Consider the following 15,050-nt stretch of genomic DNA (forward strand, 5'->3'; position numbering starts at 1 on the left):
CGGTTCGGGATGTCGACCGTTCGATGCGCCCGCGCGAGAGCCCGAAAAACCGGATGGTGCAGGAGTGTGTCGGCGAGCGATGGCCAGCCCGGCGCTCCTTCATCGACGACGATCAGGTCCGGGTTCGCCAGCGCCGCCGCTTCGAGGGGCACCTGCCCCAGGCGGTCACGCCCGATCTCGGCCGAGACGTTGACGAGGCCGGCGGCGCGGATCAGCGCGTCCCCGAGCCCGCCGGGTGCCACCGTGAAGGCGTTCGGACGCATCACCAGGGCGCGTAGAGGCCGCTTGGCCGGCAAGATGGCGGCAAGACGCGCATCGAGCGCCGCCACCATCGCCTCGCCCCGTTCGGGATGGCCGAGCGCCGCCGCGACCTGCCGGATCTGCGCACGGACGCCGTCGAGGTCGGCCGGCACGCCGAGTTCGAGCACGGGGGCGCCGACGCGCTTCAACATGCCCACCGTCGTGCGGGTCGTGAACGCACCGGCGATCACAAGGTCGGGCTTCAGGGCTACGACCTCCTCGGTCAGACCCCGCGTCACTGGCAGCCCGACCGCCTCGCTTGCGACCGTCGACCCACGCGGGTCGCGAGCGAGATAGGTGACCGCCAGCACCTGGTCGCGGTCGGCCAGCCGCAGGACGAGCTCGTCGGCACATAAGTTCATCGAGACTACCCGCACGGGTGCCGCCGCTGCACCCATGGGTACGGCGGACAGGATTGCCGTGAGGGCAAGCATGCGGCGCGACGGCATCGGCGACCTCAGAACGACGCCACGCGGACGCCACCGTAGACGGCGAGCCCCGGGCCCTGGAAGCCGGTCGGGTTCTGGTAGCGCTGGTCGAACAGGTTATCGATCCGCCCGAACACCGTCAGGGTCTCGCTCCAGGCGTAGTTGATTGACAGGTTCACCAGCGTGAAGCCGGGGGCCTTCAGGCGGGGCACGGAGAAGTCCCTGTTCCCGTCCACGAACGACCCCAGCACGATGAGCGTGCCGGTCATGGTCAAGCCCGGCATCAGGTTCCAGATCGCGGTCGCGCTGACCTTGTTGCGAGGCCGACGCAGCAGCTCCTGGTGGGCGATCTCGTCCTTCGTCACAGTGGTGGTCCAGTCCAGCCGCCCGCTCCAGGACTCGTTGAAGCGCAGGGCGACAAAGCTCTCGGTGCCGTAGGCGGTCGCCCGACCGACGTTCACGTTGGTGGAGAAGGTCGGGTAGTAGGCCGTCTGGATCAGGTTCTTGAAATCGGTCTGGTAGTAGGTCGCGCCCACGGTCATGAACCCGTCGAACAGCGGCTGCTCGAAGCCGCCGTCGAACCCGAAGCTGTCCTCCGGCCGCAGGTTCGGGTTCCCGAAGAAGCGGAAGCCCGGGTAGTCCTGGTAGAGCTGGCTCAGGGTCGGCGGCTTGAAGCCGGTGCCGACGCTGCCCTTCAGGCGGGTATCGGTGCCGGGCACGATGTAGCTCGGCGCCACCCGAAAGGTGGTCGCGCCGCCGAACTGGTCGTTCGCGTCGTGGCGGATGTTGGCGACCAGCGCGGCTCCCGCGAAGGGCGTCGTCTGAAGCTCGGCGAAGCCGGCGGTGTTGCCGTTGGACCGGTCGATGCCGGTCGTCTCGAAGCGCTCGTCCTCGCGCTGGGCCCCGAACAGGACGAGGTTGCCGGGTGAGACCTGCCAGTCGCCGCGGTAGTCGAACCGGGTCCGCTCACCGAGGTAGGTGGTGGGCGTCGGCGGCGCGAGCGGGTCGAGCGGGCCGGCGAACAGGCGGTCGAACTTCGAGTAGTTCGCCCCGAAGACGTTGTGGAAGCCCGGCACCGGCGTCCACTCGGCCTCGCCCCTCATGATCAGTTGCTGCTGGTCGTTGAGGTTCCGGTACGGCAGCGGCACGTACGGAAAACCGCCGTCGGCCTGGTCGAGATAGGCGCTGTCGGAGAAGCGCAGCACGTAGTTGAATCGGAATTCGTCGGTGAGTTGCGCCCCGAGCTTGGTCGAGACCGTCTTGATGTCGGTGAAGGCGGTCCGCAACGGCACCCCGCGAGGCAGCAATTCGAACGGCGTGACCTGGACGGCGGATTGCCGGATGTGGCCGACCGACACCGAGTAGTCGAAGATCCCCTCCGAGCCGGAGATGTTGCCGAACTGGTTGAAGGTGCCGAACGAGCCGCCCTCGACGGTCGCCGTCGCCCGAGCCGGCCCTTCGCCGCGCTTGGTGACGACGGAGATGACGCCGCCGATGGCGTCGGCCCCGTAGAGGCCGCTTTGGGGCCCGCGCAGCACCTCGATCCGCGAGAGGTCGTAGGTCTGGAGCTGGCTGAAGTCGAAGGCGCGGTTCGGGGTCGAGGGGTCGTTGACGTCGATGCCGTCGATCTGGACCTTCACGTGGTTCGAGTTGGTGCCCCGGATGAAGACCGAGGTTTGGCCGCCGGCGCCGCCGGTCTGCACGACGTTGAGGCCCGGCACCTGCTGCAGAGCATCCGGCGCCGTCCGGCGCTGCTGCTCCTGAAGCAGGCGGTCGGTGAGCACGGTGACACTCGATCCTGTGTTGGCAATTGGCGTCGGCACGCCGGTAGCCGACACGGAGATCTCGGACAGGGAGACCGCAGCTTGCGCGCCTCCCTGGGCATCGGCGAAGGGCGCGGCGACCTGCTGCGCGCGGGCGGGAATGGAGACGAGCAGCGCGGATGCGGCGCAGGACAGCGCCAGCGTGCGCCGGAGCGCGGAGGAAACGGGACTGGACACGGGACGGCCTCGGGGGACGGCTGTGGCACGTCACCGCGAACGAGGCCTCGGCGGTCGCGTCCTCCAAGGAACCACGGCGCCGCGACACCTCCCAGGACACCCCGCCCGGCAAGCTCCGCGTGTGACCACGGCTGACGGCAGGTCTCCTGGCTCGCGGGTCGTCGCCCTCTCATCGTCTTCCCGGACGAGGCCGCCCAGTGACGTGGTGATGAAGGACTCGCCGCTTACAGTTGCGGGGGCAGCCGCGGTATCGGCCGAGCCCTCACGGGCCTGACCTCACCGCGTTCCCTTTTGATCCCCGAGGGGAACCGTCTTGCTCAAGCTAGGCTGCGGTGCATCTATCCGTCAACGCACGGAAGCACGTTGTTCAGATGTGTGGCATTTGAGGCGTCGGTTGATGTCTAAGCAGTGTGGCTTTCCGCCGATCCGTTTTGAATTCACACCCTCGCCAAGCGACGAACGTCCGCCGGGCTCCCACAGGATAGAGGTGGGACGTACTGAACACCTTAGCGAAGGGTGTCCAATCCTCGGTCGCGGTGAACACCCTGTTGGAAAGGGTTCACGGTCAAGCTTGGGCGGTGTATGATGTTCGGCGGCGATCCTCATACCGCGACCCATACATGACCAAGTTGGCGACCCTCGCCGTCGCCGCGATGGCGGCGAGCTTCCTCGGACCGCCCCAGACAGCCGCCGGGCAACTCACCTACTCGTGGCCCTCGAATGTCGGACCGCTGAACCCGCACCTCTACGCGCCCAACCAGATGTTCGCGCAGGCGAGCGTCTACGAGCCTTTGGTGAAGTACCGCGGTGATGGATCGGTCGAGCCCTGGCTCGCGACCTCGTGGACCATCTCTGAGGACGGGCGGACCTACGATTTCGTACTGCGCCCCGGCGTGACCTTCAGTGATGGCACGCCCTTCGACGCGAAAGCGGTCAAGGCGAACTTCGACGCGATCCTGGCCAACCGTCCGCGGCACGCGTGGCTCGATCTCGTCCAGCAGATCGAACGCACAGAAGTTGTCGGGCCTCTGGCGTTCCGCCTCGTCCTGAAGGCGCCGCACTACCCGACGCTGCTCGAACTTTCCCTGCCGCGGCCCTTCCGGTTCCTGTCTCCGAGCGCCATGGGCCCTGGCGGTACGACGGCCGTCGGCATCAGGGCGCCGGTCGGCACTGGGCCGTGGCGGCTCGTCGATACTCAGCTCGGCGTCTCCGACACGTTCGAGAGCACCCCGGGTTACTGGGGCCCGAGACCCATCTTCGACCGGCTCGTCGTCAAGGTCATCCCCGATCCCAACACCCGCGTCATCGCCCTGCAGACGGGGGAGATCGACTTCGTCTATGGCGCGGCCGGCCAGATTCCTTCGGAAGCCTTCGTCCGCCTTCGGGACATGGCCCCGAACTTTGCCGCAGCGGTCTCGCCGCCGCTGGCGACCCGGGTGCTGGCGATGAACTCCGCGCGCTTCCCGACCGATGATCGGGCGGTCCGCCTCGCCATCAACCACGCCGTCGACAAGGACACGCTGGTCCGGACGGTACTCGACGGGATCGAGCCGCGCGCGGACTTCCTGTTTGCGCCGCGCGTGCCGTACGCCGACGTCGGGCTGAAGCCCTACGGCTTCGACCGGGCCGCGGCCTCCCGCATGCTCGATGCCGCCGGCTGGACGCTTGGGCGTGACGGCGTGCGTGAGAAGGACGGACGCCGCCTTGCCGTCGAGATCGATTTCGTCGGGACAAACGCTCAGCAGCGGGCGATTGCCGAGGTTCTCCAGTCCGATCTTAGCCGCGTGGGCATCGACGTCCGGCTGATCGGTGAGGAGGAGAGTTCGATCCTGGCCCGCCAGAAGGATGGCCGCTTCGGCCTGATCTTCGGCGAGACCTGGGGGCCGCCCTACGATCCCGCCTCTTTCATCAGTTCGATGCGCACCCCGTCACACGCAGACTATCAGGCGCAGGTCGGGCTGCCGGAGAAGCCGGGCATCGACGCGACCATCGCGGAAGTGCTCGCCACGACCGACGAGACCGAGCGCCGACGGCTCTATGCCAAGCTGCTGACCACCCTGCACGAGGCCGCAATCTACCTGCCGATCTCTCACGCCGTGGCCATAGAGGTTCATCGTACCTCGATAACGGACGTCGGCTTCGGCGCGACGATCAACGAGATCCCCTTCGCTGCCATGCGGCCGGCGGCCCGATGACCGCCACGCCGATGCTCCGCTTCATCGCCGCCCGCCTCGCACTGATCCCGCCGATGCTACTCGGCGTGTCGATCCTCGTGTTCGTGATGCTGCGGCTTGGCCAGGGCGACCCGGCCCTCGACTACCTGCGCCTGTCGCAGATACCTCCCACCGACGCCGCCCTCGCCGACGCACGTATCCTGCTCGGCCTCGACCGACCATTCGTCGTCCAATACCTCGATTGGCTTTGGCGCGCCCTGCAAGGGGATTTCGGCCTCTCCTACGTCACGCGCCGGCCGGTCCTGCCTGAGCTCCTCGGCTACCTGCCCGCGACCCTCGAACTCGCCGGGACCGCGCTCGCCGTCACCATTGCCGTCAGCCTGCCGCTGGGCGCCTGGGCGGCCGCCCATCGCGGCGGCTGGCAGGATCGCCTCGTGCGTGGGATCGCCGTGCTCGGCGTCTCGCTGCCGAACTTCTGGATCGCCTTCCTGCTCGTCGCGCTCTTCTCGGTCACCCTGGGATGGCTGCCGCCGATGGGGCGAGGCACACTCGCGCATCTCGTCATGCCGGCGCTGGCGATCTGCCTGATGTCGCTCTCGGTCAACGCTCGCCTCCTGCGGGCGAGCATGCTGGAGGTCGCGGGCACGCGCCACGTCCTCTACGCACGTCTGCGCGGGCTCCCCGAGCGAACCGTGCAACGCCGACACGTGTTCCGGAACGCCCTGGTTCCGGTCGTGACCGCCACCGGCATGCATGTCGGCGAACTCCTGGGCGGCGCGCTCGTGGTCGAGACGATCTTCTCGTGGCCGGGCGTCGGCCGCTACGCGGTCTCGGCGATCTACAACCGCGACTACCCGGTCATCCAGTGCTTCACCCTGGTCATGACCGCGGTGTTCGTCCTCTGCAACCTCGCGGTCGACATCGCCTATGCCTGGCTCGATCCGCGCATGCGTCTGGGTGGGGAGGCGGTGGCGTGAGGCCGGCCGCATCCAGGCGGGTGACCCGCACGGGCTTGGGATCGGTCGCGGTCCCCGGCGCGCTCGCCATCATGATCTTGGTGCTGGCGCTCCTCGGATCGCTGGCCGCGCCGCACGACCCCTTGGCGGTGAACCTCACCGCCCGCTTCGAATCGTCGAGCCTCCTCCATCCCCTCGGCACCGACCATCTCGGACGGGATATCCTGTCCCGCCTGATCGCCGGTGCGCAGACGACGCTCGGCACCGTCGCGGCCGCCCTGGCCCTTGTAGTGGCGCTGGGCCTCGGCGTCGGTGCCGTCTCGGGGATGCTGGGAGGTCGGACCGACGCCTTACTCATGCGCCTGTGCGACGTGTTCCTGACGGTGCCGACCTTCGTGCTGGCGCTGTTCCTGATCGGCGCGTTCGGCACCGGCCTCGTCAACGTCATCGCGGCAATCGCGCTGTCTCACTGGGCTTGGTACGCCCGCATCGTCCGAGGTCTCGTCCTCGAACTCAAGACGCGCGACTACGTCCTTGCCGCCCGGATCGCGGGGGCGTCGCCGGTGGCGGTCTTCATCGAGCACGTGCTGGCGGGGGTCCTGCCGCCGCTCGCGGCGGTCGCCACCCTGGACGTCGGCCACATGGCCCTCCACGTCGCCGGCCTGTCTTTCCTCGGCCTCGGCGTGCAGCCTCCGAACCCAGAATGGGGTGTGATGATCAACGAGGCCCGAACCTTCTTCTGGACACGGCCCCTGCTGGTCGTCTGGCCGGGGCTCGCGATCGCTGTCGCCGTCCTCGCGTTCAACCAGCTCGGCGACGCGCTGCGCGACCGCCTCGATCCGACGTTGGTTGCGGAGCGGGGCCTATGAGCCCGCGCGTGCTCCGGGCCGAGAACCTGTGCGTCGAGACCCGGCGCGGAGCCGAGGCTGTGCCGCTGGTCGCGGACGCATCGTTCGAGATGCGCACGGGCGAGGTGTTGGCCCTCGTCGGCACGAGTGGCTCGGGCAAGTCGCTGGCCTGCGCGGCGCTCCTCGACACGCTTCCGCCGGGGACCCGGCGCGTCGCCGGTCGCGTCCACCTCGACGGCACGGCGGTGGCGCCAGCTGAGCTCCGCGGCAGGACGGTCGCCACCGTGCTCCAGGCTCCCCGCTCGGCCTTCAACCCGCTGCGCACGATAGGTGACCATGCGAGTGAAACCGGCGCGGCCGTGGGACTTCAGCGCACCGAGAGCCGGGCGGCGATGCGCGAGGCGTTGGAGGCCGTCGGGCTCGGCGACGATCCGCGGGTGCCGGACCTCTACCCGTTCCAGATGTCCGGCGGCATGCTCCAGCGCGCTATGATCGCGCTAGCCTTGCTCGCGAGGGCTCCCTTCCTAGTTGCCGACGAGCCGACAACGGATCTCGACCTCGTCGCCCAGGCTCGTATCCTCGACCTGCTGGCAGCCCTCGTGCGCGACCGAGGCCTCGGCCTCCTGATCGTCACGCACGATCTGGGCGTCGTCGCCCGCCTCGCTGATCGCATGGCGGTGATGGCGGACGGACGGATCGTCGAGACGGACGACACGGCATCAGTCTTCGCACGGCCGGACCGACCGGAGACGCGGGCGCTTCTCGCGGCCCATCAAGCCCTCCATGAGGCCGCGCTATGACGGCCCTCCTGTCCGCCCATGGGCTCGGCAAAGTCTACGCCGGCACTGGCTGGCGCCCCGGCACGCCTCGACCCGTCCTCGCAGATGTCGACTTTGCCATCGAGGACGGCGAGTGCGTCGCCCTGATCGGACGCAGCGGTTCCGGCAAGAGCACGCTCGCCCGCCTCCTCCTCGGCCTGGAACGACCCTCTGCCGGTGTCGTGCGGTTCCGCGGATTGGGTCTAGCCGGGCTCGACGACGCTGGACGACGAGCTTTCAGGTCGGCGGTTCAGATGGTTCTCCAGGACCCGCTCTCGGCGGTGAACCCACGACACAAAGTAGGCCGGACGATTGCGGAGCCGTTGCGGCATCTCACCGGCCTCTCGGCGGCGGCGAGGCGAGCCCGGGTTCATGCGCTGCTGTCTTTAGTCGGGCTCGACCCATCCGTGATCGCGTGGCTCCCGAGCCAGCTCTCCGGCGGCCAGGTGCAGCGTGTCGGTCTCGCCCGGGGGCTGGCGACTAGGCCTGCGCTCGTCGTGCTCGACGAGGCGGTCTCGAACCTGGACGCGCCGCTACAGATCGAGATCCTCGACCGCCTAACCGTCCTGCGGCGTGAACAGGGAACCGCCTTCCTGCTCGTCACGCATGACATCCGTCTGGCGCGTCGGTTCGCAGATCGGGTCATCGTTCTCGACGCCGGGCGGATCGTCGACGCATCGCCGTGCCGACCGAGGCTTGAGCTTGAGCATCCGGCCGCACGCGAGATCGTCGACGCCGTCCTCCCGGCCCTCCCAGCGGGCGCAAACTGATGCAGCGGATCACCGTCACCCTGGACCACGAACTCGTCGAAGCGGTCGACCGGATCGCCGAGGTCCGCTGCTATGCAGGCCGTTCGGAGGCGATGCGGGACCTGCTGCGCCGAGGGCTCGCGGAGGCGCGCCGGGAGCGCGACCCCGACCACGCCTGCGTGGCGACATTCACCTTCGTGGCGGAAGCCGGCGTGCGCGACCTCGGGCAGCGCCTCGCGGAGGAACAGCGGGCAAGGCATGATCTCGTCATCACGCAGGTGCAGGTGCCACTGGACCACGAGGCGGCGCTGCACACCCTCGTCCTGCGCGGACGTGTCAGGGAGATCCACGCCTTCGTCGACGCAATCGCGACACAGCGTGGCGTGCGCCACGACAGCCTGTCGATCATCCCGGCGCGGATCGAGGTCGTTGACCATCCGCACGGGCTCATGCCCCACCCCCACGAGCATATCCGGACGTGACGATGCCCGTGCTCCATCCGACCCCTGCCCCTGTCCGTCGAAGGGTGACCCGCTCGTCACATCGCGCCCGAAACGGCACCGGTCTCGCCCTCGCGGCCGCGCTCGCGGCAGGCGCCCCATCTAACGAGGCGCGGGCGCAGGAAAGCGTCGCGCTGGAGGAGTTGTCGGTCGCGTCGGTCGGGACCGGCGCCCCGTCCAGCACGACGACCGCCTCCGGCACCATCGGCCTTATCGGCCCCACGCCGGGCTACGGAGCTGGGCGGGCGGTCAGCAGCACCAAGACCGATACACCGCAGCTGGATGTCCCCCAGGTGGTCACAGTCGCGCCGCGCGAGGCCATCACCGACCTCGCCGCCACCCGGGTCGACCGGGTTTTCAATTACCTGCCGGGCGTGGCGCAGCAGAACAACTTCGGCGGCCTGAGCATCTTCAGCTACGCCATCCGCGGCGTCACAACCTCGGAGATCTACCAGAACGGCTTCCCCCTTAACCGCGGCACGCCGCCCCCGCCCGACGCGCAGAACATCGAGCGTATCGAGGTTCTGAAGGGCCCTGGCGCCGGCCTGTTCGGACGCAGCGATCCGGGCGGGCTCGTCAACATCATCACCAAGCAGCCGACCGCACAGCGCTTCGTCGAGTTCGGCAATCAGGTCGACTCGTTCGGCCTGACCCGCGGGACGGTCGACGCGGGTGGTCCGCTCAACGAGGACGGCACCGTCCTCTACCGCTTCAACTTCGCGGCCCAGGGCGCAGGAAGCTTCCGCGACTTCGCCGACAGCGACCGACTGCTCGTCGCTCCGGTGGTGAGCTGGCAGATCACGCCGGACACGCGCATCACCGTCGAGGCCGACATCCAGCGGAACCGGATCATCTTCGACCGGGGCGTGATCGCCATCAACAAGCAGCTCGGCTTCCTGCCGATCTCGCGCTTCCTCGGGGAGCCGGGACAGAGCACCTACCAGAGCCAGAACATCCTCCAGGCGCGCATCGACCACCGCTTCAACGACGACTGGCAGTTGCGTCTGGCGACGCATTTCGCCACCGGAACGCTGGACGGTGAGTCCGCTGAGATCCGCTCTATCGCCTCCGACAACCGGACGGTGGCCCGCGACCGAAACGTGCGCGACTATCGCTGGGACGTCGCGGTCGGGCAGGCGGACCTGATCGGGCGCTTCGACACGGGCGGGATCGGTCATACGCTCCTGCTCGGTTTCGAGCGCGAGAGTACCGATAGCCGAACCCTGTACCTGCGCTCGAACTTCCGCACGAACCCCTACGCCCTCGACATCTACGCGCCCGTCTACGGGCAGGCGCTGCCGCCGCTGACCATCCCGCGCAACAACCTGGAGCGGGTCACTAACACCGCCCTCTACGCCCAGGATCAGATCGTGCTCAGCCCGGAGTGGAGGGCGCTCGTGGCCACGCGGCTCGACATCTTCGAGGACTCCTTCCGGGAGCGCATCCCGCGCAGCCAGGCGGACCAATCGCGGGTCGCGGCCTCCCCGCGAGCGGGCCTCATTTACCAGCCGGTCCCCTGGCTATCGCTCTACACCAACGTCGGGACGAGCTTCCGGCCCAATATCGGCCCCGACGCCGCGGCCGTGTCGCCGGGCAAGCCGCTGAAGCCGGAGACGGGACAGGGCTACGAGATCGGCGCCAAGGCCGAGCTGTTCGGCGGCAACCTGCTGCTGACTGCGGCGACCTTCCGGGTGGATCGGCAGAACGTCCTGACGCCGGACCCGAACAACAGCGGCTTCTCGCTCGCGGCAGGGGCCGTGCGCAGCCAGGGCTTCGAGCTGACGGCGCAGGGGCAGCTCTCGCCGGAGCTGAAGATCCTGGCCGGCTATGTCTACGCCGACGCGGTGGTGACCAAGGACAACGTGCTGCCGGTGGGGGCGCCACTCATCAACGTGCCGCGCCACTCGGGCAGCCTACTCGCCGTATACGAGGTGCAGGGTGGGGACTGGAAGGGGTTCGGCATCGGGGGCGGCGTGCGCGGCGTCGGCGAGCGTCCGGGCGATGCGGCGGGATCCGGTTTCGTCCTGCCGGCCTACATCGCGGCCGACGCGCTGGCCTACTACCGCTACGAGAATATGCGGTTCGGTCTCAACGTCGAGAACATCTTCAACACGGTCTACTACGAGAGCTCGCTGAACGTGTTCCGCGTCTACCCGGGCTCCCCACGGCGCATCACCGGGTCGTTCACGGTGCGGTTCTGAAACTAAAGCCCTACGACGATCGACTTCGACCGAACTCTTGATGCCGATTGGTGTCCATATAGGGGCGACCCGCAAGGAACCGCCGCGTCACCGTAACGGGCCGGTGAAGGTTCGTTGGCTTCTGGATATGCTCCTGTCCGAAGCGGGTCGATAGCTTCCGACCATATCCTGCTGGCGCGGATGACCTCCAAGCGTCTCAGATGGGTGGTTTTCCGCCGGTCCGGTCTGGGACAGCCGCGCATCAATGCGGACGTGGCCGCTGCGCTCGCTCACGGCCCATCAGAACGGCATCCGAGCAGCTACGATCTGCTGAACGTAGTGCGACTACACATCAAGTATCTGGCGGTACGCGTCATAGGCATTCCAGGCCAGTGCGATCTTGGCCACGTCGATCATGGCGTCGGACGGGTAAAGTCAGGGCGCGACGATAGTGGGGGATGGCAACGATGACGCTCGCCGCGAGTAGGAGGACGCCTGCTGTCCGCTGCCCCGACCCGAGCCGCGCGTCTTGACGCTCAATGCGTCGCAACAGCGATGCGCGGCGATCGATCGGTCGAGACTTCGGGCTCGACCATCGCCACCAGCGCGTCGACCTCGTCCATGAAGCGGCGCACCGCCTGCTCGGCCCTGCAGCGCGTCGGATCTTCGGGCGGGAGCGCGCCCGCCGCCGAGGCCAAAGCGTTCGGCAGGACTCGTAGCGCCTCGCGGATCGACGTGCGCAACACCTCGATCTGATGGCGACGCGGTCCCGGATCCGCGCCCGCTTTCAGAATGGCGACGAGGTCATCGGTCAGGCGCCGACCGGCCTCGCCCTGGAGCATGACGGGAAGTCTGTAGATCCGAGCCATAGCGTCCTCTCACCGTGCCAGGACGCGGGCTGCGCCCTTGGTGGTCTCGACCGCCTGGGACACGCTGCCCACCGCCTGCGAGATGGCCCCGATGTTCTGCGCGATTGCGCCGACCGCGCCGGCCGCATCCTGCATGTTGGCCGACATGTCCTGGGTGACCACGCTCTGCTCTTCGACGGCCGCGGCCGTGCGAACTACGTAGTCGCGCATCGTCTCGACCAAGGCCAGGATGGTGCTCAAGGAGCCGACGACCTGCGCGGAGACGGACTGTACGTTGCCGATCTCACTGGCGATCTGGTCGGTGGCGCGGGACGCCTGATTGGCGAGGTTCTTCACTTCCTGCGCCACGACCGCGAAGCCACGGCCGGCCTCGCCGGCCCGGGCGGATTCGATGGTGGCGTTGAGCGCCAGCAGGTTGATCTGGCTGGCGATGTTCTGGATCAGGCCGACGATCCCGCTCATGGCCGTGGCCGTGTCGCTCAGCCTCTGGGTCAGATCGCCGGCCGCCTGGGTCTGCTGCTGCGCCTCGTCGCTGGTCGCGCGCGCCTTGCTCATGCTGGCGGCGATCTCGTTGACCGAGCGCGCCAGTTCCTCGGCCGCGGCGGCCACCGACTGAACGCTGTCAGAGGTCTTGCCGGCCGCGACCCGCGCCTGCTCGGATTCCTCGTTAGAGCGGCCGACGGCGCGGTCGACCTCGGCGAAGTTTTCGTCGATGAGGACCTTCAGTTCCGTGAGACGCTTCACGTCGGCAGTCACGTCGGTCGCGAACTTGACGATCTTGGCCACCTTGCCGTGCCGGTCGAGGATCGGGTTGTACGAGCCCTCGATCCAGACCGACCGGCCGTCGCGGGCCAGCCGCTTGAACTGCGCGGCTTGGTACTCACCCCTGCGCAGTCGATCCCAGAATTCGTTGTATTCGCGACTGGTCCGGGTCTCCGGCTCCACGAAGATGCCGTGGTGCCGCCCCTGGACCTCGTCGAGGCTGTAGCCCATCAGGTCGAGGAAGTTGCGGTTGGCGGTGACGATGGTGCCGTCGGGCTGGAACTCGATGACCGCCTGCGAGCGGCTGATCGCAGCAATCTGGGCCGAGTAATCCAGGTTGAGCAGCCGCTCTTGGGCGTCGGCCCACTCCACGACGAAGCCGATGCGTTGCCCCGCCTTCGCGAGCGGCGTGACGAGCAGGTCGAACACGCGCTTGCCGACCCGAATGGTCGCCTCGTGCGGCTTGTCCAGGGCTGCGAGCATGCGGCGCTGGTGAGAGGGATCCTTGTGGAAGATATCGATGTTGCTGCCCACCAGCTTGGCCGCGTCGAAGCGGGGCAGTTCGGCCTTCAGGTCGGCCTCGGCCTCCTGCATGAACCGCGTCAGAGCCGGGTTCATGTAGGTGATGTTCATCGCGGCGTCGGCGATCATCACGTTGGTGCGCAGGGCCGCGAGGGCGGCGACCTCGCTGGTGTTGCCGCTCCGCGCGAACGTCCGCATCAAGTTCATCTCACACCCCCAAACATTGGTTCTGCCTGGAGCCGCGGCCGAATGCCGAGAAATCGCCGGGTCTCTATTGTCGGATAGATGAGCCAACGGCTTCTAAGGATTCCTGAATTTCGGCGATGAAAGCACGAAAATCCGTGACACAATTCCTGTCACGCCCTTTAAGCAGAAGTTAATGAGTCCTGAATATCCCTCGGGCACCCGAGGAGCGGAGCTATGAACCTGATCGATCTTGTCCGGCACGTCGCTGACCCTCTCGACGTGGGTGTTTTGGTCACCAGCGCGGATCTCGGCCAGCCCGGACCGACCATCCTGTATGCGAACGACGCGTTCCAGCGGATGAGCGGCTACGGTGCGGATGATCTCGTGGGCCACTCGCCCCGGATGCTTCAGGGTGCGGGCACCAGCCGGGAGGGGACCCGTCAGGTCCAACGTGCGCTGCGGAGCCAGGGGCGCTTCCTCGGACGCATCCAGAACTATCGCAGGAGCGGCGAAGCCTACCTGTGCGAATTGGATATCCGTCCAATCTGCGGTCTGGATGGGCATGCGGAGGCGTTCATAGCCTTCGAGCGGGAAGTTGTGCGCAGGCGTGGTCGGCCGACGAGGGGCGGAGCAGGTCGCTACACCGCTGTAGGGCAACTGGAATGCAGCAACATCCCGTTCCTGAAAATTCCAGCTTTTGAATGAGTATTCAAGTAGAAATAAAATCGAGTGATCAAGATTGTAGCCTTGGTATCAATCCGCAACCCGTGCTCAGCTGAAATTGTATTTCAAATATAAGAATTCAAGGATCGCCCCGAGCGGAACGTGCTCATTTCAGGGCTGGTTATCTTCGAAGCGGACCAGTGGGTGTCAGCGCTGGTTCGTTGAAGGTGCACCCAATCCCGATCAGTCGCTGGTGGTGTGGAGTCCGGTCTCGGACGCAGCGCCAAAGTCCGCTTCCCGCTCCGTGCCGCAGTCATTGGAGGGCTGATGAATGGCCGCTTTCGGGAAGCGCTGATGGCGGCTTGAGCGGCTGGGTTGGGTCGCTATCGGACTGTCTGCTCGGGGTGGTTTCCAGCCGGTCTGCTTCCGGACGGAAATGTGTCCAAGCGGACATCTCTGTCACGCTTGAGGCGCCAACAAAATTTGCGGTACAAGCTGCGATAGTGCTTTCTGCTGCTCGTCTATTCGGAGGCTCTGCGACAGTGAGATTACCAGAATTTGATGAAAGATAAACTCTTGTTGGCTGTGGTCGCTTACGGCATGCTGACTTCAGCGTTATTCGGCAATCCAGCGCAGCCGATTGCCCTCTTGACGATATGGGCCGACCGGCTCGGTATACCTTTCTGGCGTGGCATCGTTGCCCTCTCAGTTGCTGCCTCCGTCTTGGTCGTTGTGCGGCTCCTTAGGAATATGCTTCCGGAGATCTGCCGTCTGATGGCATTTGTAATATTGGCCATTTTGATGCCGACTATGATCGTGGGGCTCCTTGCAGATGCGATTAGGCATCACGCTGTCCTAATATTCAAAGCCGATGAAGTCGAAGAACAGTCATTTTTCTCTTCCATTCGCCATGCGCCCTCTAATTTTCAGTTTTTTCTACACACCGCAGCACTCAAAGAGTGCAAACCCTACGCATGGAGTTATCGCAAGCTGGAATTTTATAAATTGCCTTCAAGTGCGACCGTAAATGTCTTGCCGCAATCATGGATCGAACGCTGTTCTATAAAATTTGATGATCCATGACCATTTTCATAG

General features: G+C 66.6%; 13 protein-coding genes and 1 riboswitch. Of the genes, 9 read left to right on the top strand and 4 right to left on the bottom strand.

Going from position 1 to position 15,050, the window contains the following annotated elements; all coding sequences use genetic code 11:
- Together ACTJK8_RS28665 and ACTJK8_RS28670 are read right to left on the bottom strand one after the other, a co-directional pair.
- Positions 1 to 749: ABC transporter substrate-binding protein (locus ACTJK8_RS28665; protein ID WP_440762925.1), on the bottom strand; the 749-nt coding region annotated here is incomplete at its 3' end.
- Between the two features lie 8 nt (positions 750 to 757).
- A complete protein-coding gene (locus ACTJK8_RS28670) occupies positions 758 to 2,728 on the bottom strand; it encodes a TonB-dependent receptor plug domain-containing protein (protein ID WP_440762926.1) in 1,971 nt (656 codons plus the stop codon).
- Positions 2,729 to 2,847: 119 nt separating this feature from the next.
- Positions 2,848 to 3,056: riboswitch (cobalamin riboswitch) on the bottom strand.
- A gap of 292 nt (positions 3,057 to 3,348) precedes the next feature.
- Between ACTJK8_RS28670 and nikA the strand changes: the two genes are divergently transcribed.
- Genes nikA through ACTJK8_RS28705 form a run of 7 tightly spaced genes read left to right on the top strand, consistent with a single transcriptional unit; the run spans position 3,349 to position 10,974 of the window.
- Positions 3,349 to 4,923, top strand: coding sequence for a nickel ABC transporter substrate-binding protein (gene nikA, locus ACTJK8_RS28675; RefSeq protein ID WP_059408529.1), 1,575 nt, complete (start codon positions 3,349 to 3,351; stop codon positions 4,921 to 4,923).
- 11 nt (positions 4,924 to 4,934) lie between these two features.
- Positions 4,935 to 5,879: a nickel ABC transporter permease subunit NikB gene (gene nikB / locus ACTJK8_RS28680; RefSeq protein WP_041373042.1), complete on the top strand. Its 945-nt coding sequence runs from the start codon at positions 4,935 to 4,937 to the stop codon at positions 5,877 to 5,879.
- A 20-nt stretch (positions 5,880 to 5,899) separates the two neighbouring features.
- On the top strand, positions 5,900 to 6,727 hold the full coding sequence (nikC, locus tag ACTJK8_RS28685) for a nickel ABC transporter permease subunit NikC (protein WP_440762934.1): 828 nt from the start codon (positions 5,900 to 5,902) through the stop codon (positions 6,725 to 6,727).
- Positions 6,724 to 7,506, top strand: a complete 783-nt coding sequence (locus tag ACTJK8_RS28690) for a nickel import ATP-binding protein NikD (protein ID WP_012329797.1) — start codon at positions 6,724 to 6,726, stop codon at positions 7,504 to 7,506. Before nikC ends, ACTJK8_RS28690 begins: the two co-directional genes overlap by 4 nt.
- Entirely contained in the window at positions 7,503 to 8,294 is a 792-nt protein-coding gene (locus tag ACTJK8_RS28695; protein WP_012329796.1) for an ATP-binding cassette domain-containing protein, read from the top strand. Before ACTJK8_RS28690 ends, ACTJK8_RS28695 begins: the two co-directional genes overlap by 4 nt.
- Positions 8,294 to 8,755 (top strand): nickel-responsive transcriptional regulator NikR, encoded by a 462-nt coding sequence (gene nikR / locus ACTJK8_RS28700; protein ID WP_012329795.1) that lies wholly within the window; start codon positions 8,294 to 8,296, stop codon positions 8,753 to 8,755. Before ACTJK8_RS28695 ends, nikR begins: the two co-directional genes overlap by 1 nt.
- Positions 8,756 to 8,757: 2 nt before the next feature.
- Entirely contained in the window at positions 8,758 to 10,974 is a 2,217-nt protein-coding gene (locus tag ACTJK8_RS28705) for a TonB-dependent siderophore receptor (protein ID WP_012329794.1), read from the top strand.
- 515 nt (positions 10,975 to 11,489) lie between these two features.
- On the opposite strand, the gene ACTJK8_RS28710 is transcribed toward ACTJK8_RS28705, so the two are convergent.
- Both ACTJK8_RS28710 and ACTJK8_RS28715 read right to left on the bottom strand, forming a co-directional pair.
- Positions 11,490 to 11,822, bottom strand: a complete 333-nt coding sequence (locus ACTJK8_RS28710; protein ID WP_012338170.1) for a hypothetical protein — start codon at positions 11,820 to 11,822, stop codon at positions 11,490 to 11,492.
- Between the two features lie 9 nt (positions 11,823 to 11,831).
- A complete protein-coding gene (locus ACTJK8_RS28715; protein WP_246694657.1) occupies positions 11,832 to 13,235 on the bottom strand; it encodes a methyl-accepting chemotaxis protein in 1,404 nt (467 codons plus the stop codon).
- A gap of 291 nt (positions 13,236 to 13,526) precedes the next feature.
- Between ACTJK8_RS28715 and ACTJK8_RS28720 the strand changes: the two genes are divergently transcribed.
- The gene (locus ACTJK8_RS28720) at positions 13,527 to 13,997 is read left to right on the top strand and encodes a PAS domain-containing protein (RefSeq protein ID WP_012338168.1); all 471 of its coding nucleotides are present in this window, start codon (positions 13,527 to 13,529) and stop codon (positions 13,995 to 13,997) included.
- A 519-nt stretch (positions 13,998 to 14,516) separates the two neighbouring features.
- Entirely contained in the window at positions 14,517 to 15,038 is a 522-nt protein-coding gene (locus ACTJK8_RS28725) for a hypothetical protein (RefSeq protein WP_440762927.1), read from the top strand.
- Positions 15,039 to 15,050 lie beyond the last annotated feature (12 nt).

The organism is Methylobacterium sp. 22177, from assembly GCF_052045615.1.
Taxonomy (GTDB): Bacteria; Pseudomonadota; Alphaproteobacteria; order Rhizobiales; family Beijerinckiaceae; genus Methylobacterium; species Methylobacterium radiotolerans.